General features: G+C 58.7%; 29 protein-coding genes. 4 read left to right on the top strand and 25 right to left on the bottom strand.

The features are described 5' to 3' along the window. Nucleotides 1-34: 34 nt before the first annotated feature. From B5M42_RS01905 to B5M42_RS01895, 3 genes are all read right to left on the bottom strand, one after another. Complete coding sequence (locus B5M42_RS01905; protein WP_134748839.1) at nt 35-304, bottom strand: YqkE family protein; 270 nt, start codon at nt 302-304, stop codon at nt 35-37. A gap of 65 nt (nt 305-369) precedes the next feature. Next, complete coding sequence (locus B5M42_RS01900) at nt 370-798, bottom strand: SRPBCC domain-containing protein (RefSeq protein ID WP_134748841.1); 429 nt, start codon at nt 796-798, stop codon at nt 370-372. Between the two features lie 28 nt (nt 799-826). Further along, entirely contained in the window at nt 827-1,339 is a 513-nt protein-coding gene (locus B5M42_RS01895; RefSeq protein WP_134748843.1) for an acyl-CoA thioesterase, read from the bottom strand. Between the two features lie 204 nt (nt 1,340-1,543). Between B5M42_RS01895 and B5M42_RS01890 the strand changes: the two genes are divergently transcribed. Then, nucleotides 1,544-2,095 (top strand): hypothetical protein, encoded by a 552-nt coding sequence (locus tag B5M42_RS01890; protein ID WP_134748845.1) that lies wholly within the window; start codon nt 1,544-1,546, stop codon nt 2,093-2,095. Nucleotides 2,096-2,157: 62 nt separating this feature from the next. Here the strand turns inward: B5M42_RS01890 and B5M42_RS01885 are convergent, their stop codons facing one another. From B5M42_RS01885 to hrpB, 18 genes are all read right to left on the bottom strand, one after another. After that, nucleotides 2,158-3,174, bottom strand: coding sequence for an SDR family oxidoreductase (locus B5M42_RS01885; RefSeq protein WP_134748847.1), 1,017 nt, complete (start codon nt 3,172-3,174; stop codon nt 2,158-2,160). A 120-nt stretch (nt 3,175-3,294) separates the two neighbouring features. After that, nucleotides 3,295-3,996 (bottom strand): class I SAM-dependent methyltransferase, encoded by a 702-nt coding sequence (locus B5M42_RS01880; protein WP_134748849.1) that lies wholly within the window; start codon nt 3,994-3,996, stop codon nt 3,295-3,297. A gap of 36 nt (nt 3,997-4,032) precedes the next feature. Then, nucleotides 4,033-4,794, bottom strand: a complete 762-nt coding sequence (locus tag B5M42_RS01875) for a cyclase family protein (protein ID WP_134748851.1) — start codon at nt 4,792-4,794, stop codon at nt 4,033-4,035. Then, complete coding sequence (locus B5M42_RS01870; protein ID WP_134748853.1) at nt 4,794-5,639, bottom strand: VanW family protein; 846 nt, start codon at nt 5,637-5,639, stop codon at nt 4,794-4,796. The genes B5M42_RS01875 and B5M42_RS01870 overlap by 1 nt, the downstream gene beginning before the upstream one ends. Nucleotides 5,640-5,681: 42 nt before the next feature. Continuing rightward, nucleotides 5,682-6,506: a DUF5995 family protein gene (locus B5M42_RS01865; RefSeq protein WP_134748855.1), complete on the bottom strand. Its 825-nt coding sequence runs from the start codon at nt 6,504-6,506 to the stop codon at nt 5,682-5,684. 137 nt (nt 6,507-6,643) lie between these two features. After that, the gene (locus tag B5M42_RS01860) at nt 6,644-7,150 is read right to left on the bottom strand and encodes a ferritin (RefSeq protein ID WP_134749089.1); all 507 of its coding nucleotides are present in this window, start codon (nt 7,148-7,150) and stop codon (nt 6,644-6,646) included. Between the two features lie 94 nt (nt 7,151-7,244). Next, a complete protein-coding gene (locus B5M42_RS01855) occupies nt 7,245-7,499 on the bottom strand; it encodes a DUF1450 domain-containing protein (RefSeq protein ID WP_134748857.1) in 255 nt (84 codons plus the stop codon). A 121-nt stretch (nt 7,500-7,620) separates the two neighbouring features. Continuing rightward, nucleotides 7,621-7,824, bottom strand: a complete 204-nt coding sequence (locus B5M42_RS01850) for a hypothetical protein (RefSeq protein WP_134748859.1) — start codon at nt 7,822-7,824, stop codon at nt 7,621-7,623. 135 nt (nt 7,825-7,959) lie between these two features. Next, on the bottom strand, nt 7,960-8,331 hold the full coding sequence (locus B5M42_RS01845) for a DUF2500 domain-containing protein (protein WP_230632576.1): 372 nt from the start codon (nt 8,329-8,331) through the stop codon (nt 7,960-7,962). A 102-nt stretch (nt 8,332-8,433) separates the two neighbouring features. After that, entirely contained in the window at nt 8,434-9,276 is an 843-nt protein-coding gene (locus B5M42_RS01840; protein WP_134748861.1) for a metallophosphoesterase, read from the bottom strand. A 356-nt stretch (nt 9,277-9,632) separates the two neighbouring features. Then, nucleotides 9,633-10,445 carry an IucA/IucC family C-terminal-domain containing protein gene (locus tag B5M42_RS01835; RefSeq protein WP_134749093.1) on the bottom strand — a complete coding sequence of 271 codons (813 nt, stop codon included), beginning with the start codon at nt 10,443-10,445 and terminating at the stop codon, nt 9,633-9,635. A gap of 115 nt (nt 10,446-10,560) precedes the next feature. Then, the gene (locus tag B5M42_RS01830; RefSeq protein ID WP_134748863.1) at nt 10,561-11,004 is read right to left on the bottom strand and encodes a DUF2269 family protein; all 444 of its coding nucleotides are present in this window, start codon (nt 11,002-11,004) and stop codon (nt 10,561-10,563) included. Between the two features lie 76 nt (nt 11,005-11,080). Then, nucleotides 11,081-11,419 carry an ASCH domain-containing protein gene (locus B5M42_RS01825; protein WP_134748865.1) on the bottom strand — a complete coding sequence of 113 codons (339 nt, stop codon included), beginning with the start codon at nt 11,417-11,419 and terminating at the stop codon, nt 11,081-11,083. Nucleotides 11,420-11,525: 106 nt separating this feature from the next. Continuing rightward, complete coding sequence (locus B5M42_RS01820) at nt 11,526-11,744, bottom strand: hypothetical protein (protein ID WP_134748867.1); 219 nt, start codon at nt 11,742-11,744, stop codon at nt 11,526-11,528. Then, nucleotides 11,744-12,748 carry an aldose 1-epimerase gene (locus B5M42_RS01815; RefSeq protein WP_134748869.1) on the bottom strand — a complete coding sequence of 335 codons (1,005 nt, stop codon included), beginning with the start codon at nt 12,746-12,748 and terminating at the stop codon, nt 11,744-11,746. Before B5M42_RS01815 ends, B5M42_RS01820 begins: the two co-directional genes overlap by 1 nt. A gap of 425 nt (nt 12,749-13,173) precedes the next feature. Next, on the bottom strand, nt 13,174-13,437 hold the full coding sequence (locus tag B5M42_RS01810; RefSeq protein ID WP_134748871.1) for a hypothetical protein: 264 nt from the start codon (nt 13,435-13,437) through the stop codon (nt 13,174-13,176). Nucleotides 13,438-13,479: 42 nt separating this feature from the next. Beyond that, nucleotides 13,480-14,193: a hypothetical protein gene (locus B5M42_RS01805; RefSeq protein ID WP_134748873.1), complete on the bottom strand. Its 714-nt coding sequence runs from the start codon at nt 14,191-14,193 to the stop codon at nt 13,480-13,482. An 11-nt stretch (nt 14,194-14,204) separates the two neighbouring features. Further along, the gene (hrpB, locus tag B5M42_RS01800; RefSeq protein ID WP_230632632.1) at nt 14,205-16,970 is read right to left on the bottom strand and encodes an ATP-dependent helicase HrpB; all 2,766 of its coding nucleotides are present in this window, start codon (nt 16,968-16,970) and stop codon (nt 14,205-14,207) included. Between the two features lie 176 nt (nt 16,971-17,146). Between hrpB and B5M42_RS01795 the strand changes: the two genes are divergently transcribed. Beyond that, nucleotides 17,147-17,401 (top strand): DUF2533 family protein, encoded by a 255-nt coding sequence (locus tag B5M42_RS01795; RefSeq protein WP_134748875.1) that lies wholly within the window; start codon nt 17,147-17,149, stop codon nt 17,399-17,401. Nucleotides 17,402-17,415: 14 nt separating this feature from the next. Beyond that, nucleotides 17,416-17,580, top strand: a complete 165-nt coding sequence (locus B5M42_RS01790; protein WP_167689537.1) for a hypothetical protein — start codon at nt 17,416-17,418, stop codon at nt 17,578-17,580. 122 nt (nt 17,581-17,702) lie between these two features. Here B5M42_RS01790 and B5M42_RS01785 read toward each other — a convergent pair whose 3' ends face one another. After that, nucleotides 17,703-18,383: an NUDIX hydrolase gene (locus tag B5M42_RS01785; RefSeq protein WP_230632574.1), complete on the bottom strand. Its 681-nt coding sequence runs from the start codon at nt 18,381-18,383 to the stop codon at nt 17,703-17,705. 155 nt (nt 18,384-18,538) lie between these two features. Beyond that, a complete protein-coding gene (locus B5M42_RS01780; RefSeq protein ID WP_230632572.1) occupies nt 18,539-18,844 on the bottom strand; it encodes a Dabb family protein in 306 nt (101 codons plus the stop codon). A 200-nt stretch (nt 18,845-19,044) separates the two neighbouring features. Between B5M42_RS01780 and B5M42_RS01775 the strand changes: the two genes are divergently transcribed. After that, a complete protein-coding gene (locus tag B5M42_RS01775) occupies nt 19,045-19,221 on the top strand; it encodes a hypothetical protein (protein WP_167689539.1) in 177 nt (58 codons plus the stop codon). Nucleotides 19,222-19,430: 209 nt separating this feature from the next. Here B5M42_RS01775 and B5M42_RS01770 read toward each other — a convergent pair whose 3' ends face one another. Then, on the bottom strand, nt 19,431-20,711 hold the full coding sequence (locus B5M42_RS01770; RefSeq protein WP_134748877.1) for an AAA family ATPase: 1,281 nt from the start codon (nt 20,709-20,711) through the stop codon (nt 19,431-19,433). Next, nucleotides 20,712-22,142, bottom strand: a complete 1,431-nt coding sequence (locus B5M42_RS01765) for an RtcB family protein (RefSeq protein WP_134748879.1) — start codon at nt 22,140-22,142, stop codon at nt 20,712-20,714. It lies immediately after the preceding gene. Between the last annotated feature and the right edge of the window lie 61 nt (nt 22,143-22,203).

Raw genomic sequence — 22,203 nt, 5'->3', positions numbered from 1 at the left:
TATTCAGAATAGTAGACAAACAGCACTCCCCAGGTTATTTGTGGGTGCGCCAATCGAGCTTGCTTGTATTAAGCAGGTGTTCGAAGTCGTTTTCCAGGCGTTTTTCTTCAGCTTTGCGCGCAGCTTCGGCCGATTTACGGCTTTCTTCGCGGCGGTTTGCCTCCTCCGCCTTCCAAGCCGCCGCTTGGGCGTTCAGTTTGGCCGCAACCTCGGGGCGCAGCAGCTCCTTTAAGCTGGCTCCGGCCGGCTCGGCTGCGGCGCTTGTTTTGGCTGTTGACGGTGTATGTGCTTTTTTCTTGGTCATAGGGTTCACTCCCGTGTTGAAAGGTTTCATAGGTTAATGGATTCGCAGGGCTTGCGATACCCCGATTACCCGTTCATTTCGGTTACGGCGGCTTGGGCGGCTGCAATCGCTGCTTCCCAGCGCTGCTTCATCCGTTCGCGCGCTGCGGCATCGCGGAGCTTCTCTTGATGAAAGCTAAGTGTGGTTTTGTCTTCGGCGGCGGCCAGCAAACGAATTTGTACCGTAGAGGGCGCAAGCCAGCCTGGCGGCTGCCAAGTCAAGCGGAGCTGCTCCTGCAATTTGACGACGCGTACCTCTCCTGTGACGCCTTCCTCTGTTTCATAGCGTAAACCGCTTTCCAGCGGCAGCTCATCCAGCTCGCCAAGCCAATGTCCGAGGCCCTGCCGCGAAAGCAGCCAATTCCACAACTGCTCGCGGGTAGCGGCCAGCGTTTTTCTGACACCGATTTGAAAGCCTGCCGCAGCAGTTTGTCCGGTTATTCGTTCCGTCACCATGGATAACCTCCTGACGTAAAAAGAGTATCTAATCCCAAGGATGCTGCACGGTTAAAAATCCTGCGAATTTCTTGCTTTCTGTGCGGCGGAGCCGGCGCATTTCGGCGCGATGCGGAGCGGTTTCGTGCAGCTTTTTCTCTTCTTCGGTTTCCGGCAGAACATTGGGCACGGCAACCGGCCTTTTGTTATCGTCAAGCGCGACAAACGTCAAAAACGACGTTGCGGCAATCGCCCGCGTACCGCTTAACAGATCCTCTTTTATCACCTTGACGAATACTTCCATCGACGAGTTGCCCGTCCAGGTAACAAACGATTCCAGACACACTGAATCCGTTGGTCGAATGGGCAGCAAGAAGTCTACAGAGTCTGTGGAGGCGGTGACGACCGAACGGCGGCAATGCTTGGTAGCGGCGATCGAAGCGATATCGTCGATATAAGCCATCAGCTTCCCGCCGAACAGCGTATGATGGTTGTTCACATCGGGCGGAAACACCCTGGAGGTTTTATAACAACGAGATTCGCGTGAAAATCGGGATTCCATCGGTTTTTCTACCTTTCGTTGGCGAAATAATGCGGTTCCACGGCTTGTCCGGGTCCCTCGATTTATTGTATATGAAGGCAGGGCATATTTGCAAAAAAAGATGCGCCAGACCTGGTGTCCGGGAGGGCGTGAAATTTTTTCACCCTCCCCAACCTTTCGAATCCAGATTTATAATAAATTGACGAATCAGGAAGGGGTGTATCGATGTCGAATGTTCGCAATCGCCGTCTTACCGGCTGGCTGTTTGCAATTGGCAGCGCTTTATTTTTGTTATTTGAACTGTATTTGCTGCCCCAAGCGACTGCAACGCTCAATCAATACGGCGGCGCAGGTCCGCTCGACTTGCTGTTTGGCTATGGTCCGCAGAAGGTAAATGAGATCTTTACCGCACTGGGAGCAGACGGACGTCAAGCCTACCGCACAGTTGAGCTATCGCTTGACCTGCTGTTTCCGCTTAGCTATACGTTGTGGTTCGCTTCATGGATGGCACTTGCGTATGGAAGCAGCCGCAGCTATCGATGGCTGCGCTGGACGGCATTTGCGCCGATTGTTTTTGATCTGGCCGAGAATGCCGGCATTGTCGGGATGCTTGCAGCCTATCCCGAGCCAAGCGCGCTGCTTGTGCGCTACGCCAGCGTATGCACCACGCTGAAATGGTGCGGCTTTGCTTTCGTGATGCTGGTGCTGCTGGGCGGAAGCATCGCAGCGGGCATACGCCGGCTTCAGCGGCGGGGGCAAACGAACAAAGCAGCTTGACGAATCGTTTCCTAATGTAAAGAAAGGATGAACCCGCTGCCGGGACATCCTTTTTTCTTTGCTTAACGGATCCGATACGGTCCAAGTCCCGACTCATAGGCGGCGATGATACGGTCCAAGTTCTCGTTCCAGCCTGCATCGACCGTGCAGCGCTCGGGATGACGCTCGAACCAGGCAACCGTCCGTCGAATGCCTTCTGCAAACGGCACCGTAGCTCTGAAATCTGGCACCACGCTTTTGATTTTGCTGTTGTCAAAAACGCCGCTTACTGCCTTGTCCCCCAGCAGGTTGCCGACAGCCTCTTCATCAAACGAGCAAATTGCTTCCGAGGAAATATGCACAAACGGCGGCTCGGCGCCTGCTGCATCGGCAATCGCTTGGTAGATCTGATTCCACGTCAGCACTTCATCGGATGTAATATGGTAGGCTTCACCGATCGTTTGCGGATGGCCCAGCAACCCGACGAACCCCTTGGCAAAATCGCTATTGTGCGTCATCGTCCACAGCGAAGCGCCGTCGCCATGCACAATGATCGGACTACCGCGGCGCATCCGGTCGATGATCGACCACGGATGATGCCAGCTGTTCAGCGCCGCGGGAATCATCGTGTCGCCATAGGTGAAGGACGGTCGGACAATGGTCACCGGGAAGCCGCTTGCTGCATAAGCGTCCATCAGCAGCAGCTCACAGGCGATTTTGTCGCGGGAATATTGCCAATACGGATTGACCAGCGGCGTCTGCTCGGTAATGATGTAGTGCTGTAGTGGCTTCTGGTAGGCGGAAGCGGAACTGATAAATACGAATTGCTTCGTCCGCCCGCTGAACAGCTCGATATCCAGCTGCACATGCTCAGGCGTAAAAGCGATCCAGTCGACGACGACGTCGAATTCGCTGCCCTGAAGCGCGGCGGCAGCGGCTTCCCGGTCGCGAATGTCGCCGACCAGCACCTTGGCCCCTTGCGGCACAAATTCGCTGCGTCCTCCCCGATTGAACAATACAAGCTCGTGGCCCTGCTCAACGGCATAACGGGACACAGCTTCACTGATCAGGCCGGTTCCGCCGATAAATAAAAGCTTCATGCGGGATAGTCTCTCCTTTAGCTAAAGAAGCGTGGAAGTATGGTTTCGGATAACGTTTTCCTACTCTCTCTACATACATTCGCCGCATTGGCGCCACTTCCTCTTTTTTCCCGTTCGTAATCAGTCGCGAAAAGCAATCCAGCCTTCAAACAGCAGTTCGCGGAAAAACGGCGAATACACGCTAAAGCCAACTTCGCGCAGCAGCTCCTCAATCCGCGACGAGGGCACAAGCGCCATCTCGCCTTCGGCTTTGTGCAGCAGCGCCTCCGCCTCCAGCCCGCTCATGCCGTCATACATGAGCCGCATCGCCAGCGCGCGCCGCATCACGCGGTACGCGTCGCTGTCCCGCGCGCCTGCGGCGCTCACCAGCAGCAACGCCCCCCCGCTTTTCAAGCGGGCGGCTAGCTGCTGGAGCAACCCCAGCTTGCCGCCGTCATCCGGCAAGAAATGCAGCACGAGCAGACAGGCAGCGCCGTCGAAGACGGCCTGCTCCTCCAGCTCGTGAACATACCCCTGCAGCAGCTTCACGCGCTGCTGCAGACCGGCGCGCTCCAGCTTGCGCCGGGCGAATTCCAGCATCTGACCGCTGGGGTCGATGCCGGTAAACCGCCAGCCCGTCTGCCGGCTGCCCAACGTACACAGCTCCATGCCGCCGCCCGCTCCGGCCACCAGCACATTCGCTTCGGACGGCAGCGCTGCGCCGAGCAGCGCGCAAGCCGCTTCGTGCATATGCTCGTAAGACGGGAAGACCCGGCGGATCAGTGCATCGTACGTTTGGCCATAGTCGGCCTCAAAATCAAAAAAAGCGAAGTCGTTCATCATCAAGCCCCTTTCAAGTTGGAAAGCCGATAAGCCTGTTCACGCCTCGATGATCGCTACGGGCCGGGCCCACCCGGCGCTGCCCTTTTCAACCTTGACCGGGAAGCAAACGACTTGAAAGCCGAAGCGCTGCGGAATCCGGTCGAGATTGGCCAATTTCTCGATCTGGCAATATTCCTTGTCGATACCGACATAATGAGCGGCCCACAACACGCCTTCGCGCGGCTCGCGCCGATAATCGGCCGCTTGCAGCGGCAGCGGAATGTCCCAACCCCAGCCGTCTGTGCCCATCACCTTGATGCCTTGATCGATCAGCCAGCAGGTCGCTTGCGCGGACACGCCGACATGCATCATCGGGTAACGCTCCTCGTACATATATTTATCGGCGTCGCTGCGCACAAGCACGATATCCAGCGGCTTGAGCGCATAGCCCATCTCTTCGAGCTGTTGCTGAAAATCGTCTACCGTCGCTTCGTAGCCCGGCGGTTTCCCGGTAAAATCAAACAGCACGCCGTTGCCGAAAAACCATTCGAGCGGCAGCTCGTCGATCGTCCGCGCGGGCTTGCCCTCCGAGGTCGGCCAGTAGTGCCACGGTGCATCAACGTGGGTGCCGGTATGCGTGTTCAGCGTGACGGTTTCGGTCGCCCAAGCCTGGGACTCGGGAAAGTTGTGCGGCTCCAGCTGGAGCGCAGCCGCCGCCTGCAAAGCGCCGTCCTTGTGGGAGGCATAATGTACGTGAGCCGGGATCGGCTCGCGCACTCGCGGTGTGATCGGGACGCTTAAATCGATAAAAGTTTTCATCAAATTCGGATCTCCTCTGTTGTCATTGCTGGTTTGTTGTCCATGCCGGATTGGCTGACTGCGTAACGAACCTCTGCCCGATTGTGCATCAGCAGCTCTTCGCCGAGCACCTCGCCGCTTGCGGCATCCAGCGTCAGCCGCCAAATTTCATTTTCCCTGTACCAACGGGAGCCTACCTGTTCAAAATGATGTCCCCGCTCCTCGATCCGGTACAGAGCCTGCAGCGGACAATCGCTGGTCAGGCTGCCGACAAGAAATTCATCGGTCAGCTGTGTGTGCAGCTGAAACGTCGCCGCCGTGCCGTTATAAAACCGCAAGTCGACATAATTATAAAAAATGCTCGTTCCGCTGCCGAACGGGACCGTACGCCCGTGGTCCGGAAACAGATCGAAGCTGTGATGGTGACGTTCGACGACCGTCAGCGGCGTATGCAAAGCCAGCCAGAACAATAGGTTGGCCAGCTGGCACAAGCCCCCGCCAACGGCGGTTACGGCTTCTCCGTTGGCGAGGGCCAGCCCCTTCAAGTAGCCTTTGGCTGCGGTCGGCCGTCCGATAAGCTTCCAAAGCGAGAAGGTTTCCCCCGGCCGAATTACGACGCCGTCAATAAGCGGCATACATAAGCCGAGATTGACGATCTTGTTCTCTTGAAGCTGCGGATCGCTGCCCGCCAGATGCCGGCGCAGCAGCGATTTATGCTTCTTGTACACGTAAGGCAGCGGCTCCTGCCTGTGACTGGCAAAGCGCAGCCCGCCCGTCGCGTCCGCCCAGCGGCGTTTCCACTGAAGCTGCTGCACGCGTACGCGGTACAAGATCGGAAATCGCCGGGCTAGTGTTCTTGTGAACATGCGAATCAGCTCTCCTAAGTCATGCGGAATTGTCGCATGAAACTAGAGCGCCATTGTCGAAGCGCCGTCGCCGTACTCCGGCTGTTGACAACGTTCGTTGAGCAGCCGGATGTTGCCGGCGATATCGCCGGATTCGCGCAGCCGCACCCAGAGCGCGAGCAGCTTGCCCAGCAGCGTGCGCGGATGCGCAACCCTCCGGCCAAGCCGCGCCACTTCGCGGTCGCGCTCGCGAATATGCTGATTGCGCTGCGACACCGGCATCGCATTCAGCGATTTGGCAAAGCTCCAGGCACATTCGCGGGCTTTTTCCATGCTGAAATGGATGATGGCTTGCGAAGTTGGCGGGTGCAAGCGGTCGAGCATGCCGATAGCCGGAGAAATGACGTCCAGATCATGACTTACCTCATAGACGAGTGAAGCCAGCACCTGGTTCATCAGGGTAAAATCGCTATATAGCTCGGGAAAATGCAAGCCCTCGCCCGTCTGGGCGGCGGCGATGCCGAGATCGAGATTGATGTGCGCGTTCATCCCTAGCAGCAGATGCTGCAGCACCAGCGGCTTGCGGTACCGGGCGGCCTGAAAAGCCGCATGCCAGCTCCGGCTGACCGGCTCGTGATGCAAATACCCGTTCAGCGCATCGAGGTAGCGATTGGCAAAGATGACATCCATCCGCTCCATCCGCGCTCCGTCTTCGAACAGCCCCCTGGCGATTCCCGCCTTGACCTCGATGGTTACCATGCGATAGAGCGAAGCGAAATACCCAAGCCTGTCGGCTTTTTTGACGCAGCGGGCGATGAACTCGTCCATTTGATCGATCACACCGTCGATCGTGGCCGCACGGCCATAACTGGGCTCTACAGCTCCCATTCATTCAGCTCCTTGACGGTTTTCCCATATTATACCATGTAATCGCGCAAATTGGCAGTAGGTAGGGCATAAAAAAAGCCTGCCCGTTCGTTCCCGGTTGTCCGGGCGAATCAGGCAAGCTCGCTTGCATGTCCAGCTTATTCAGCGGCCGGCGGCGTGAACACACGCTGCGCAAACTCCGCGTCGAGCATAAAGAAGGCGTTGCTGTCGTGATCGATCCGCTTGAGCTTGTGAATGATGCTGTCAAACATCGCTTCTTCCTCCACCTGCTCGTCGATGAACCATTTCAGGAACTGCATCGTCGCATGCTCCCGGTCGTTCAGGGCCAAGTCGGACAGATGGTAGATGCGGCGGGTCACTTCCTGTTCGTGCTTATAGGCATGCTCGAACGCATCGAGCACGGATTCGTATTCATTCAGCGGATCGTCCATCCCTTTGAGCGTAACGCGGCGGCCGCGGTCATTTAAATATTTGTAAATTTTCATCGCATGAAATTTCTCTTCTTCGGCTTGAACCATAAAGAAGTTGGCAAACCCGTCCAGGCTTTCTCCCGAGCAATAGCCGGCAATCGCCAGATAGACGTGTGCCGAATAAAATTCGTAGTTCATTTGTTCATTTAAAGCTTCTACCAGCGCTTCGTTCAGCATTGCAGCACACACCTCTCTTTTTGTCGTTAAGTTTACCAAAAAAAGCCGGGAGAATACAAGAGGGCAATTAAAAGAAGAAGCACGTCCGCGGTTACATCACCGGTACGCGCTCCTCCGAGGCGGCAGCAATCAGTTCTTTGAGCTGCATATACAGCGCGTCTGCCGATTCCGCACAGAGCACCTCTTTTTTGCCGACCATCACGATGCATTGCTTTTTACAGAGCTTGCAATTGCTCAGACAGTCCTTTTTCTTTTGCTTCAGCTCGGGGTGTTCCGACTTCAGCGTTTTATAAATCGACTTGGAGCCGAATTTTTCATTCCTGCAGCAGTATTTGATCGTCCTCATCGAAGCGTATCTCCTCCTGCAAAGCTTGTTAAAATCACATTCTTAATAATAATGAGAATCATTATCGTTGTCAATAAAAAAACAAAAAAAAGACACTGCAATCGGTTGCAGTGCCACTTGGTCACGATACTTTTTCCTTGGATTCCGTCTTCCAGGTAAAACTGAAATTTCGGATCAAGTAATAGCCGCCGTTGATGCGAACGCTCTCATGATCCATCTTTTCGATCAGTCCCTGCTCCAGCAGGCTGCCGTCCAGCCAAACCCCCACCATTTTCCGCCGCCCCATCGCTTCGTACAAGCTGATCAAATTCAAGTATCCGTTCATCGGCTTCACCCATTTCAAAATTGTTACTTTAAGCTTACGACGGGCGTGTTAGGAATGTTTTAGCCGGATTTTAGCATTGTTTGAGTTTCGGGGAAAAAAGAGCCGCCCGGCAATCCCGCCGGCGCGGTCTGCCGCTTATGCAAGCTCCCGTTCAAAATGCTTGAACCGTGTGCCTTGAAAGGTAAGCTGTCCCCGGTCGCCTTCGGCCAGCAAGCCGAAGGTTTTGGCCGGAACGCCGAGCTCGACCCGGCGCAGGTCAGCAAACTCAAAGGTCGCATAGTAGCTTGTGCTGGCGCTGCTGTCTCCCGACCCGCCCCACACCTCGGTACGCTTGGCGACGATCACGGCGGCTGCGGTCATTTGCGGTGCCGCGTTGTTGGCGCTCCACGTCCGCAAGCCGCCTCCGATGGAAACAACGACTACCGTAATGAAAATAATCACAAACAAGATGATGCCTGCCATCATGGCTGTGGGCATTCCGCCCCAAAACGAAGGTTCCGAATACAATGCCAATCCCTCCTTGAGCTGACGCTCGCTCAATATGCTGTAGCTTTAATCTTACGCGATTTGCACAGGAGCCCGCAAGCCGTCCGGGCGGCTGACTTGCGGCTAGCGCGTTTCGGACCGGGGCTGCAGCACGCGGACGATTTGCTGCGGCACGCGCCGATTCTCGGCTGGATATCCGAGTGCGGCGTTGATCAGCCGGCAGCCTTGGCGCACATAATCGGCGCGGGCATGCACATGGCCGAAGCACCAGATTTTGCCCGCCGCCCGCTTGAGCAGCGCAGCGCCGTCAAAATAATAAAAGCTTGTGGTCAGCTCCAGCTTGCGCGCTGACGGCACATGACTCCAATCGGGCGAAAAGTGCGTCAGCACGACGTCACAGCGATCCAGCACCTGCTCCAGATGCGCTTTTTCCCGTTTAAACATGTCCAGCGTCAATCTCGGCCTGCCCTTGATCAGCACCGCGTCGTTGGACACGGAGCGCCAATGCTCAAAGATGGCGTCATAGCTGGAATTAAGGACCTGCAGCCCGTATTGCAGATCATACCACATGCCGCAGCCGCCGTAAGTGACGCCACCAATCGTTTCGGTTGTCCCCTCCAGATAGGAGACTTGCGGCAGCTGGGAGGCCAGTCGTTTCATTTCGTTCAGGCGTTCGATCGAGTCGTGGCCGTATCGATGCGAAATCGAGCGCGTTTCCAAATAGTAGTCGTGATTGCCGGGCACCAGCAGGATGTGCGCGTAATGCTCCTTCAGCAGCTTGAGCAAAATGTAGTTTTGTCGATTATGGTGACCGAGGTCGCCGCCGATCAGCAACGTATCGCAGGGCGTTTCCGGTAAAATCGCTTCGACAAATTTTTCGATGTTCCGCTTCAATTTGAGGACGTCGCCTTCGTTTTTAATCCAAAAATCGAGATGGATATCCGAAATAAGATCAAATTGAATCATGGCGGCTCCTTTCCGTCATCGGGGCCGGCGTGGAACCGCGTGTGCGGTCCGGCCCGACTGCAGGTTATCTTCTATCATAGTAGATTCGGCCTGACACGGCGAGCGTTTTGTGAAAAAAAGCGGTCCGGCCCAGTCGGCAACAGCGGCAAAAGCAAAAAGACAGCAGTCTGCAAAGGACCGCTGTCCGGCGCTGCTTAGGTAGCAGCCCATTTCGCAGGAAGACCACCGGGCCGTGGCCGACAACCGACTGACGATCACCGGCAAACCGGCAAACCGGAAAGCGCTGACGGCTTGCACCCTACCGGCAAGATGGCCGCAAGCCGGCTTATAGCGTGAACGCAAGGATCAAGCGCCGGTCAGGCGCGAAGCTCCGCGAGCCGCTGCGCCCGCTGCTCGTCGTTCAGCTTGGGGCAGGTGTAACAGTACGTTCCGCCATCTGTTTTGTAATACAGGCAGCAAGCCGCCTTCAACGGAATTTGTTCGGCGGGGTTTTTCACGTCCTCGACAAACCGCAGCTTGACGGCAAACGGATTGGTCTTACGGCCAAACGTTTCGGAAGCGAGCTCTTCGGTCAAAAAGCGGTAGTCGCTTCGGATGCGCGCCTGCAGCACGCTATCGCCGTCTGCGGTTTGCAGCGCGTCCTGCAAGTAATAATAGCCGCCGATCACAAGCTGGCTCCATAGCTGTCCGGCGGAAATGCCCGCTGCTTGCGACATCGCGTCAATCAATGGCCGCAGCGTCTGGCCGTATAGCGCCTCAAGACGAATTTGCCGCCAGTGCCGGCGTTCGTCGATGCGGGTCGGCCCCGGTTCGCTTTGCGGCTTGTCAAGCTGCAGGATCGGATACCGACGGCCCCCCTGCTCGACAAGTCGCACGGTCAGCCGGTCCAACGTCAGCGGCAGCGCCTCGTTCCATATCGACATGGCGTATTGAAACGAAAGTGCGGCTGCACGCAAAAATCCGCTGAAATACGTCGCAGCGACTTGCGTTTCCTGTGCGCGGATTATGGATGCGTAGGTTTCCAGCCAGCGGCGCATAGCTTCGGGGTCGGTCAGCTCGCCCGCTTGCAGCTCCAGCTCAGACGCGCCCTGCCATTCCGTATGCAGCTGCAGGCGCAAAGCCAGCTTGCTCCAATCGATTGGCGATGCAGAAGACGGCATTAAAGTCATCACAGCTCCACCTTTACTTGTTTATATAATGAGAATGATTATTAAATGGTTGATAATGATTCTCATTATAGATCAGCGCGGGCTCGTCTGTCAAACGTTCTGCGGCTTTCTGCTGCTATTCGCCCCACAAGGTTGGCTTGGCGACCATGAACCACATCATCGACAACGTGATCAGCAAATAAGCAATGACGGCGCGCTGCAGCTTGTCGACCAGCTCGTTGCGATGGTCATGCGGGGCGGCCAGCCGGCGAACGAGCGGTGAAAAGGCGCGAGCGATGAAATACAGCGACAGCACCATAATCAGCACGGTCATGACGATCCACGGCGTTTTCCACGTCCAGCCCGTCAGCCAGGTTAAGGCGATGCCTGTAGCGACAAGCACATGGCCCGCATGCTTGGTCAGCCGGACCGTAAAGCGAAAGGCGTCGAGATGATCGGCAAGCGCGGTTTCTTCGGCCTTGCGCAGCTTGGCGAGCAGCGGAAACAGCACAAAATAAGGGCCGATGCTGGCGATAACGCTAAAAATATGAAGATACAACAGCAAAGCATACCACGACACTCGTTTTCTCCTCCCTTCTTGCGAGCTGCGAGAAAAAAGGCAGTATGGAGAAGTCGCTCCATACTGCCGACGCCGGTTATTCGGCCAGACTGAATTCGTGAACCCAGACCTTCATTTGCGGCAGCCAGGGCATGCCCGGATGAATGGACAAAATGCTTTCTTTGTACGCCTCTACGTTGTCGAAGCCTTCCGCTGCGGCATCGGCATCGCTCAGCTCACCCAGCGATTGCTGATAAACGTTGGAAACCTTGAATTTCTTGCCTTCAAGCTCCATGATTTCATCGATATCGGCATAACGGCCGTTGCGGCGGCAAGCCGTTTTTCGGCCAGCCAGAACTTTGGCGACTTCGGCTTCTTTAGTGACGAGCCGGTCGATACTGCACGTTTTTGGTGGCAGTGTTTCGTTTGTGCTCACTTGAAAATCCCTCCTTTAGCGTATCCATTATAGCGCAGCCGCGGGGTCATGTCGATTTTGCCGGGCAGCGTGGAGCATCTGCGTAAAAAAAAAGCCAAGGCGCCGGCTATTCGCGCAGCGCCTCTTTGAGCTTGCTGGACATGCCGGAGGCCGGGCGCGACTGTGCGCGCACCAGCCCGCGCAGCCGCTGCAGCTCGCTATGCAGGTGGTCGTAATCGGCGAGCAGCCGGCTGATTTCGCCGACGTCGGCGGTAAACGCCGCTTGCCCGGCAGCTTCCAGGCGCAGCAGCTCGGCTCGTAGCTGATCGTAACGGTTGTCGCTCATTACGCCAGCTCCACGGCATACAAACGGCTGGACGCCTCCCACACCTCGCCCGGCTTCAGCGAGACAAGTCCGGTTTGCTCGGCGGGCAGCGCCACGCTTGGCGCATTGACGAGATTGAGCTGCGGCTCCGGACAGAAGAAGCCCTCTGTCGCGTTATTGTTCCAGATCATCCACATTTTGAATGCGGTTCCGGTGTCGTAAATGAGCTTGATGTTGTTTTTGGCATCGGTCAGCTCCATGCGGTTTGAGCCGTTCTGCGCTTGCGCGGTGTAGTGGTTGTCCATCGGCGCCCAGAACGGCGACAGACCTTCGCCCTTCATCTTCGCCTCCTCGTCGGTAAGCGCTTGATGGTTGCCGGTTGGCAGCATGCGTTCGCTCAGCTCCCAACGCTGGCCAATCGTCAGCCGGAAGCGGTAATCTGCAGCGGTCGCATTGTCGGCAAACGGCGCATTGATAGCCGTGTGGAAAGCGAGCAGACACGGCATCTCATCTTTTCCTTCATTATGTACCGTCACCTGCTGATGCAGGCCAAGCGAGCTGAGCGTATAAATCAGCCGGATCGTAAAGTCATGCGGCAAATGCTCGTAGACCGAATGGCCCTTGCGGACGCGCAGCGCCAGCGTGACGCGGCTCGCTTCGGCATCGGCTGAATACGCCTCGACGGCCCAAGGGATGTAGTGGACAAAGCCATGAATGTGATTGCCCGTCGCTTCCTCGTTGACCGGCAGCTCGTACACCTTGCCGTTCCAGGGCAGCTTGCCGTCTTCATAGCGGTTGGGCGGGAATAGGATCGGGATGCCGTGAATGACCGGCGCCGCCTTGAAGCCTTCGAACTCCTCGGCAGTCGGTTCATGCAGGAACCGATAGCCTTTTGTGATGTCGCGCAGCGCGATCAGGTTTGCGCCGACGTTGGGCAGTACGGCCGCTTCATAGCTTCCGGCGCGCAGCCAGATCGCCGTCTCGCCTTGATAATCGCCTTCAAAAGCTGCTGTGGAATAAGTCATAAATGCCTCCTGTGCGGTCAAAAATGGATGGCCGTCGGCGCAGGGTTCTCCGTCGGCCTTGTATGTGTTCATGCGTTCATGCGCTTACGCTGAGCGTATTATAGCATTGTCCGCGTTTCGTGTATAGACGCGCGTTCAGGCGGTGCTTCAAGGGGAATCCGGTGTGAATTCTCCCCCAATTCGAATGGCGGCGTAGATGCCTTGACGGCTGCGACCCGCAGCTTGCTGCTGAATCTGCCGTCTGCCACCTGCTTTCTGCGGTCACCTCCGGCAGCGTGAGTCTGCCTGGTTTACGTCTGCATTTGTGCGGTTGCTGCGCTTTGCGGTACGGCTGCGATCCGCAGCTTGCTGCTAATCTGAGGTCTGCCGTCACCCCCGGTAGCATGAGCCTTCTTGGCCTCCGTCCGCTTTTGCGCGCCTACCGGCTACTTGACCAGTGTGTTTTCCGCTGCTTCGACCAGCCGGTCGAACAGCTCGTCGTCTTCCTCCAGCATGTCTTCGACAGCCAGAATATCCTCCTCCCGACCGGATTGCTGTAAAAAGTGCAGCCCGTAGCTCCACTCCTTGCGGTTGGTGCTGTGCAAGGTCATTTCATAGGGCATCTCATGCCCTTCGACGCGAAATTCGACCTGCCCGACGTAGCCGTCTCCTTTAGTAAAGCTCATGCTTGCGCGCTGGATCTCAATCATGCTGTTTCCTCCCTGTTATTCATTGTTTGATTGATCGTCGTCTTATTGATCGATTTCTTTCTCATCGTTGTCTTTCTCGGCCAGCCACAGCTTGACCGCATCGAGCGTTATGTCGAGATTGCTTTTGGTTCCTTGTATGTAAGGCGCGTGATCGCGAAAATAATCGGCATGGCCGCCGACGATCGGCACGACGGTCACACATCCAGGCGCGCGGGCCGCAGCGCTCCAGCGCGGAACGCCGGAACGCCCGCGTATCCAGCCGCCCCACCCGCCGAGTCGGGTGATCGGATCGATGCGCCCGCTATGGATACCGACCGCGCGGATGAACAGCGTGCGAGCTGTCAGCCAGCGGGGCACGGCGCATCTCGGCGAGCCGATCTGCACGACGCCGCGCGGCGTGATGCCCTGGCGGCGCAGCAGCTCGGCCGCGCGGACGCAGGCCACGCCGCCGCCGCTGTGGCCGATCAGCAGCGGCCGCGGCGATCCCGCCGGGCAGCGCTCGGCCGTGCGGACGGCGAGCCAATCGGCGCCTCGGGTCGCGGCGGCAAAGGCGGCTGCGGCGGTCCGTACGGGCGGCAGCCACCAGTCGCGGGCCAGCTCGCGCACTTGGGCCGCTTTGCCGCGTGCCCAGTCGCCGTAAGGATACGCGACCTCAGGCGCAAGGGCGACGCCGTCGGGCAGCAGCTCCGCGCCGAGCCGTTCGGCGAGGCGGTCGAGGAACTGCGGCGACGTGGCGATACCGGCAGCGATCATCACCGGAACCGCTCTCATACGCGCGGCTTCGCTCTGCTGGTCGGTTGGGCGATCAGCGGATCATCCGGCCAATAGTGCTTGGGGTAGCGGCCCTTGAGGTCCTTCTTGACCTCAAAATAAGCATGACGCCAAAAGCTCGCCAAATCGCGCGTCACCTGCACGGGCCGCTGCGCCGGCGACAGCAGATGAATCGTCAGCGGCATGCGGCCCCCGCCGATGCGCGGCGTGTCCAGCAGGCCGAACATTTCCTGCAGCCGCACGGACAAGGCCGGAGCCTCCGGATCGCTGTAGTCGACCGGAATGCGCGAGCCGCTGGGCACCTGGATGTGGGTCGGGGCCCACTCGCCAAGCTTGCGGCGTTGCTCCCACGGCAGCAGCTCTTCCAGCAGGCCGTGCAGCGGAAGCCGCTGCAGGTCGCTGCGGCTGCGGCAGCCGCTCAGGTGCGGCAGCAGCCACTGCTCCAGCCCCGCAAGCAGCGCTTCGTCGCTCAGGTCCGGCCACGAGGTGTCGAGCCTGTGCAGGAAGACGACGCGCTCTTGCAGCTGGCGCGCGGCACGCGACCACGGCAGCAGCGCGAGGCCGCTGGCGCGCACGCCGCCCAGCAGCGCCGCGGCGACCTCCTCCGCGTCGGGGGCGGCCAGCGGCGTATCGAGCAGCGTCAGCGCGCCGAGCTTGACGCGGCGGCGCGCTTTGACGCTTTCGCCGGCTGCGTCCCAGCGGACGTCGCGCTCTTCGGCGAGCTGCGCCGCGGCGTGGCGCAGCAGCTCGTGCTCGGCAATCGGCGCAGCCAGCTCGATGCGGCTGTCCGCGCCGTGATCGTCGAGCTCGGCGCAGACGAGAAACCGCTCGCCGGACAGCAACTGCTTGTCCGCCAGCGCCGCGCCGCGGCCGCTGCTGAGCAGGAAGCGGCCGTCGGCGCGCAGCATCGCGATCCGGTCCGGATACGCGTACAGCAGCAGCGCGCCGCAATCGTCGGCGCGGCTCCCGCCGGCGTTGCCGGCTGCGGCGCGGATGCCCAGCGCCTGCTGCCACGACTTGGCTTCGGCCAGCACCCGCTTGGCCAGCGCCAAGTCCACGCCGCCGTCCGGCTGCGCCCCCGGCCTCGCCGCGTCGCGTAGCGCGGCCAGCCGCGTGCGCAAATCGGCGTCGCGCCGCGCTTCGCCGCGCAGCAGATCGCGCTCGCTGAGCAGCGCCGCCAGCTCGCACGCCGTGGCGCCGAGGCCGAGCGCGCGGGCTTGCACGAGCATGTGCGCAAGCCGCGGGTGCGCGCCGAGGCCGGCCAGCTCGCGGCCGTGCGCGGTCAAGGCGCCGTCTGCTCCCAGCGCGCCGAGCTGCGTCAGCAGCGTGCGCGCCTGGGCATAGGCGGCCTCCGGCGGCGGGTCGAGCCAGAGCAGCTCGCCCGGATCGGCGCCCCATGCCGCCAGCTCCAGCGCCAATGGCGCGAGATCCGCTTCGCGGATTTCCGGCGTGCGGTTCGGCGCGAGTCGGCGGTGCTCGGCCTCGGTCCACAGCCGGTAGCACACGCCCGGGCCAAGTCGTCCCGCCCGGCCGCGCCGCTGGTCGGCTGACGCCTGCGCCACCGGCACCGTATCAAGCCGCGTCATGCCCGTGCGCGGCGAAAAGCGCGGCACGCGCATCAGGCCGCTGTCGACAACGATGCTGACGCCTTCCACTGTGAGGCTGGTCTCGGCGATGGAAGTCGCCAGCACGATTTTGCGCACGCCCGGCCGGCCTGGCGCCAGCGCCCGATCCTGCGCCTCTTGCGGCATACTGCCGTAAAGCGGCGCAATCTCGAACGTCTCTTCGGCGCGGACATTTGGCGTCGCGCCTGCTGCCAATCCCTTGGCCGCTTCCGTTTCGGTCGCCTTACCCGTCGCTGACGCATTCGTTCCTGCGCCTGCTGTTCCTGCATCACCGCCCGCGTCCGGCTTCGCCCCTGCCCCCGACCGCATCCCTGTTTCCCCATTTATTCCGCCGCTCGCGCTTGCGCTCGTTCCCGGGTCTGCTCCTCTTCCCATTCCGCTGCCGGCTCCTTGAGTGCCGGCAGCGCCCGCTCCGCCCATTCGGCGCAGCTCGCCGAGCAGCCGTTCGACCTTGCGGATTTCCGCCGCGCCCGGCAAAAAGACCAGCACATTGCCGCTATGCGCAGCTAACGCCCGGCGAATCGTCCGCACGACGGCCAGCTCCATACGCTCACTGCCGGAGGTCTGTTCCGCGTACACGGTTTCGACCGGGAAGGAGCGCCCCTCGCTGCGAATAATCGGCGCGCCGTCCAACAGCGCCGCAACGGGCTCGGCTTCCAGCGTCGCCGACATGACGACCAGCCGCAGCTCCTCGCGCAGCAGCAGCTGCGACTGACGGCAAAGCGCCAGCCCCAGATCGGCATGAATGCTCCGTTCATGAAATTCATCGAACAGCACGACGCCGATGTCCTCAAGCGACGGATCGGCTTGCAGCATGCGCGTCAGAACGCCTTCCGTTACGACCTCGATGCGCGTGTCCGGTCCGATCCGGGTGTCATGCTTGACGCGATAGCCGACCGTCTGGCCAACACGCTCGCCCAGCAAAGCCGCCATATAACCGGCCGCTGCCCGGGCCGCAAGCCGCCGCGGCTCCAGCATCACAATGCGTTTGCCGGCCAGCCACGGCTCGCCGAGCAGCGCGAGCGGCACACGGGTCGTTTTGCCCGCTCCAGGCGGAGCAACAAGCACGGCGCACGAGCTTTGCCGCAATGCGGCAAGCAGCTCCGGCAGCGCCGCTTCAATAGGTAAAGCCATCAGCGTGCCTCCTTTCCGCGTTTCGCTTTTAGATCATTAACATCATTAATAATTAATGGTGAAAATTGTCGAATCCGGCCGATTTCATCGGCTTATTGCCAACTTTGCTAGCAAACGATGCCATCTGCGGCCTGATCGTGTATACTAGACAGGAATTGTGTATAAAAGGAGAATGTATCATGAACGTCCATGAAGCAATTACCCGTCACTCCACTTCGCAGCACCTGCATTTGGCCCGGTTTCAGGAGCTGGACGAGCAGCGCGAGCAGGCGATTGAGGCTTGCGTCGATTTGTGCCGTCGCGGCCTGCCTTTTACGGTTGATGCGATTAATGAAGCTACCGCACGCATTCACGCCCACGCCAAAGCCGGGATCTCTCCGCTGCGGCCGTTCGTCACCGAGCAAATGGTGCGCGACTACGTCGAGCGTTCGTAGAGGAGCTTGCACATATGGGAGTGTTTACTTTTCTTTCACTGCTTGTGATCGGTTCGATTTTCAGCACCGGCTGTTTGTTGTTTTTCAAACGCAAGCCGGCGTTCGGAGCCGTCTTTGTCCTGTTGTCCGTCGCTTGCTACATTGCTTATGTCGTCATCGCTACCCGCTATTTTGCGTAAAGGGCTTGGACGATGAACGGACGGCAAACCGCGGAGTGAAGCTCGCGCGGTTTTTTGTCGTTTCCGGCAACTGCTCCGTGAAACGAAATCCGGTTTTATCGCATCTGCGCGCAGCTTCCGTCTTAAGCCCCGGCGTCGGCCAGCGCCAGCATCGCGTCGATGCCTGCAAAAAGCATTTCATAATACGCCGCAGGATGCGGCACCAGCTCACTGCGCCCGATCCGGCGCTCCAGTGAGCAACGACTGCCTCTTTCGTCTACGACGAAGCCCTGGGCCTCGATCTGCTCCGCCTCTCCCGCGATCAAGCGGCGAAACGCATCCAGCGGCACCGTGAAAAGCCCGCTGACCTCACCTTTTTGAACCGTATAGGCCGCAAGCGGCTGCTCGCAGATCAGCGCAAACACATGGCAAAACTCCCGGTCGATCAAATCGCCGATGACGTCCTCTTCGGCAATAACGCCGCACGGCCAGAGCTGTTCGAACGCTACGCTTAATCCCAGCTCCTCTTCGAGCTCCCGCGCGCCGTCCGCGACGTCTTCGCCTGCCTGCAAATGTCCAGCACACGAGATATCGAGCAAATCGGGAAACGTGTCCTTGTCGGGATGACGCAGCTGTAAAAGCAGTCTGGGAACGCCGTTTGCCCGGCTGACAATCCAGCATTGAAACGTGCGGTGCCAGAACCCCTGCGCATGGACCTGCGAACGCGGCGCGGTGCCGAGCCAGCGGCCCCCGCTGTCATAAATATCAAAAAGCTCCAAGTCCGCCACTGCCTGACTCCCCTCGCCCTGATTGGCTTTATTCACCAGTATATCACCGAAACGTGTAGCGACAAAGCCGCAAAAACCTGCAAGCAGTCGACGGCGGCCAATTTTCATCAGCCGCGCCGGAGTGCTTTTCGCTGTATGCAAAAAGCACCCCGCAGGGTGCTTTGGTCGCCGGATAACCGGCAGCTTGTCCCTTACACGCCTTCGTGCTGGACAAAATCAATTTCCAGGAACCGGCTGACTTGCTTCAGCCAAATTTCCGTCACATAGGTTTGATGGACCGGATGCGCATTGTAGGCGTCATAAGCGGCCTGATCGGCAAACACCATCGAAAAACCGTAATCGTAATCGTTTTTGGCGCTCACCTGACGAAATACCTCGAATTGCTGAACGCCGGGAATCGGGGCCAGCTCAGCCTTGCTTTCCCGTAAAAACGTCTCGGCCTCCGCATTGTCTTTGCCGGCATGCAGATTAAAAATGACCATGTGCTTGATGCTCATGCTTACACGCTCCTTTGTCGTCGATAGTTACCTACGTCATTATACCGAAAAACACGCGTTCACAGAAGCACTGAAAATAGCTGCATCAAGTTACCTTGAGGTAAGTAAGGCCGGTTGCCTGCGGCTTGGCCGTATAAAAAGCGCTCCCCCCGCACAAGCTAAAGCCGCAGCGCATCCTGTGCAAAGGGGGGCAACCATCGATGGAAAATAAGAAGCATGCCGGCAACTATACGGGTACTGCCAACATGAAAGCGGAAAATCAGGACCTGGAGTTCGTCAACGACGAGCTGGAAAACGCGCCGAATACGTCGGCCGTCAACTTGGCCAAGGACGATTTGAACGAAGGCAACGAGCAACAAACGTTACAGCAATCGTAATCGGCCTGCGGAAAACGCGGGGCTGCCGGAGCACGCGGCGGTCGCCGCGTTTTTTGCGTGCTATGCCTGGATTTCGGCGTTTTCGTCCTGTCTGGATCGGCATCTGTGGAGCGCAAGTTCCGTTGTCCCGGCCTCGCTGCCTCGCTGCGGGCAAGCTGCTTTACCAATAAAGCCCAGTAGCGGCCCGCGCTTGGATTCCAGAGGCCCAGCTATTCGCCGACAACAAAGCCTACCCGGCGTTGATGGCTTTCTTCCGGCTCCCAGCGCTGCCGGGCGTCTTTACGCAAATCCTGCTGGAATCGGGCAATGAGCGGTTCGAGCTCCTGCGTTTGACCGTAACGCGCTTGCATGGCCACCATCATATACAGCTCGCCCAGCTGCGCAAGCGACAGGTCTTTTGCTTGTCGGGCAATGCGCTCAACCTCGCTGCGTGAAACCAGCTCGTCGAGCTTGCGGTGCAGCAGGTACGCCAGCCGCAGCTCCTCATCGGGACGCTGGATTTGATAGGCGCGGTCAAACCGTCCGGCGCGGTTCATCAGGGCCGGGTCGATCCGTTCCGGATAATTGGTCGTGCCGATCAGGAAGATGCCTTCCGGCGAGTCCGCACCATCCAGCGTATTGAGAAAAAAGGAACGAGCCGACTCCGGCATCGAGTCGATATCCTCGATCACAAGCGCCATCGGCGCCATTTTGGCCGCGGCTGTAAATACCTCCTTAATCGAGCTGCTTTCCGTATGTTCGGTAATTTGCCAGTAGGCAACCGGCGCGTCGATGCTGGCGGCAATGGATTTGACGAGCGTCGTTTTGCCGTTGCCCGGCTGACCGTACAGCAGAATGCCCCTCTTGTGCGGCAGACCGTAACGGGTATAAAACTCGCGATCCTCCGCAAAAAACTCGTCGAGCGAACGGAAAATTTGCTCCTTCATGTCTCCGGCGATGAATACATGCTCGCGGGCTACGGCATGCGCCAGCTTGATTTTGCTGCGTTTCAGACCGTACGCCGTGTCGGTAAACATCGTTGCCGTCTGGCGGTCGCTTTCCCGCTGGCTGTCTTGTACATATTGCAAAAATGCGCGGATAGCCGCTTCATCCGGTGCGAAAATAAAGCTTTGATCATAGTCGCTGTGGCTTTGGAACACGGGAGCCTTCGCCAAGCCCACCCGGAACGCCGGGTAATAAAACAGCGAGTTGCGGATGGCCGGCCTCAAGGTGATCTCCGGTGTGTTCGTACCACTGCGCAGCAGAAATGTGTCTGCTTCCACTTCGGCAAAAATTTGTGCCAGCCGCTCCACCTGCGGCTGCGGCCGGCACAGGTCCTCCTGCAACGTATGCCAGATCTCGTCTCCCCCCTGTTCGTCAAGAAACAGGCGGAAGTCGCAATCGGCGGCTTGATGCAGGGTGCGGAGCATTTGGTGCAGAACGACAGCATAATCGCGGTAATGCGGCAACTGCTGCCCCAAGGATTCGGTATAACGGAATAAAATGTTCATCTAAACACCTTTCACGACAGCAAGCGGCCGGCAGCGAGCCACTACATCGGCAAGACCTGCGCCAGTCACGCTGTCAATAATTTGATCTACATCCTTATAAGCTTGCGGGCATTCATCGAGGATCGATTCCAGCGCCCGCTGGTTGACGATAATTTCGTTGTCGGTGCCGACGCCAAGCGCGGCGGCGAACTGCTCGACGCTGATCAGCCTTTTGGTCGCGCTGCGCGAGCGCAGGCGGCCGGCGCCGTGGCAGATGGAATAGTAGTTGCTTTGCCCCGCCTGCTTGCCGACCATGATGAAGGAAGCTGTACCCATCGAGCCTGGAATAAGCGCGGGATGGCCGGTAGCCGCATACGGGCCGGGATTGTCCGGATGGCCGGCCGGCAGCGCCCGGGTCGCGCCTTTGCGGTGGACGAGCATCCGCCTTCCCTCATGCTCTTCCTCCAGCGCGTAGTTGTGCATCAGATCGTATAGCACCGGCATCTGGAATTTGCCGCCGAATACGAGGCTGAACGCTTCATGCACGCTGTAAGCGATCATATGGCGGTTGGCTACGGCATAATTCAGCGCGGAGTACATGCGCGCCAGATACATGCGCCCGACGTCGCTGTCGATGGGAGCAAACAGCAGCTTCGGATCGCGACTGGCCAGCTTGTGCGCCCGCATGTATTTGATAAAGGCGGCGCGCGCATCGCTGCCGATCAAGCCGCCCCATGCGCGCGAACCTGAGTGAATCATAACGACGACCTGTCCGTCGAACAATCCCCATTGCCGGGCCAGCTCGCGCTGCTCTGCCACAATCTCGACCGTCTGGATTTCGCAGAAATGGTTGCCGCTTCCGAGCGTGCCGAGCTGCCTGTGGCCGCGATGCCAGAACTTATCGGGCAAGCGCTCCAGAAATTCGCGGTCAAAGCTGAATTTGGCGTGCTCGACATGGCTGAGAGAGGTGGATTTTTTCGGCGTGTACACGTCCGGCATGTATTTCCTCGGCAAGCCATGCAACCCTTTGACGACGACATCCTCCAGCCGGATGTCCGACCATTCGCCGCGCCGCCGGTCTTCAGCGGGCAGCCGCTTGCCGATTTCCTTGACCAGCTTGCGGCGAAGCTGCGGATCGCGCAGCTCCTCGGCATGCAGATTCGTCCTGTGCACGCGCATGCCGCAGCCGATATCGGAGCCGACGATGGAGGGCGATATGTATCCGTCAGCCATGTCCCAGACGGCTGTTGTGCCGATGCACGTCCCTTCGCCGACATGGACGTCGGGCGTGTAGCTCATGTAGCGGTGATGAGGAATTTGCAGGTTGTTGTCGGCCATTTCAAAGATCCGGCCTTCCAAGCTGTTGTAAATAATTTCATTGGCATATACGTGCAGATCGCCGTTTGGCAGCTGCAAGCGGATATGATTGTTGTAAAGCGATGAATTGTTCATATAAGATCTGGTTCCTCTCGATTTATGGATATAACAAAAAAACCACGAGCCTTCATCGGCC

Source organism: Paenibacillus athensensis, from assembly GCF_004514475.2.
GTDB classification, from domain to species: Bacteria; Bacillota; Bacilli; order Paenibacillales; family NBRC-103111; genus Paenibacillus_AL; species Paenibacillus_AL athensensis.
The sequence above is the reverse complement of the archived record's forward strand: the minus strand, read 5'-3'. Positions and strand labels throughout refer to the sequence as shown.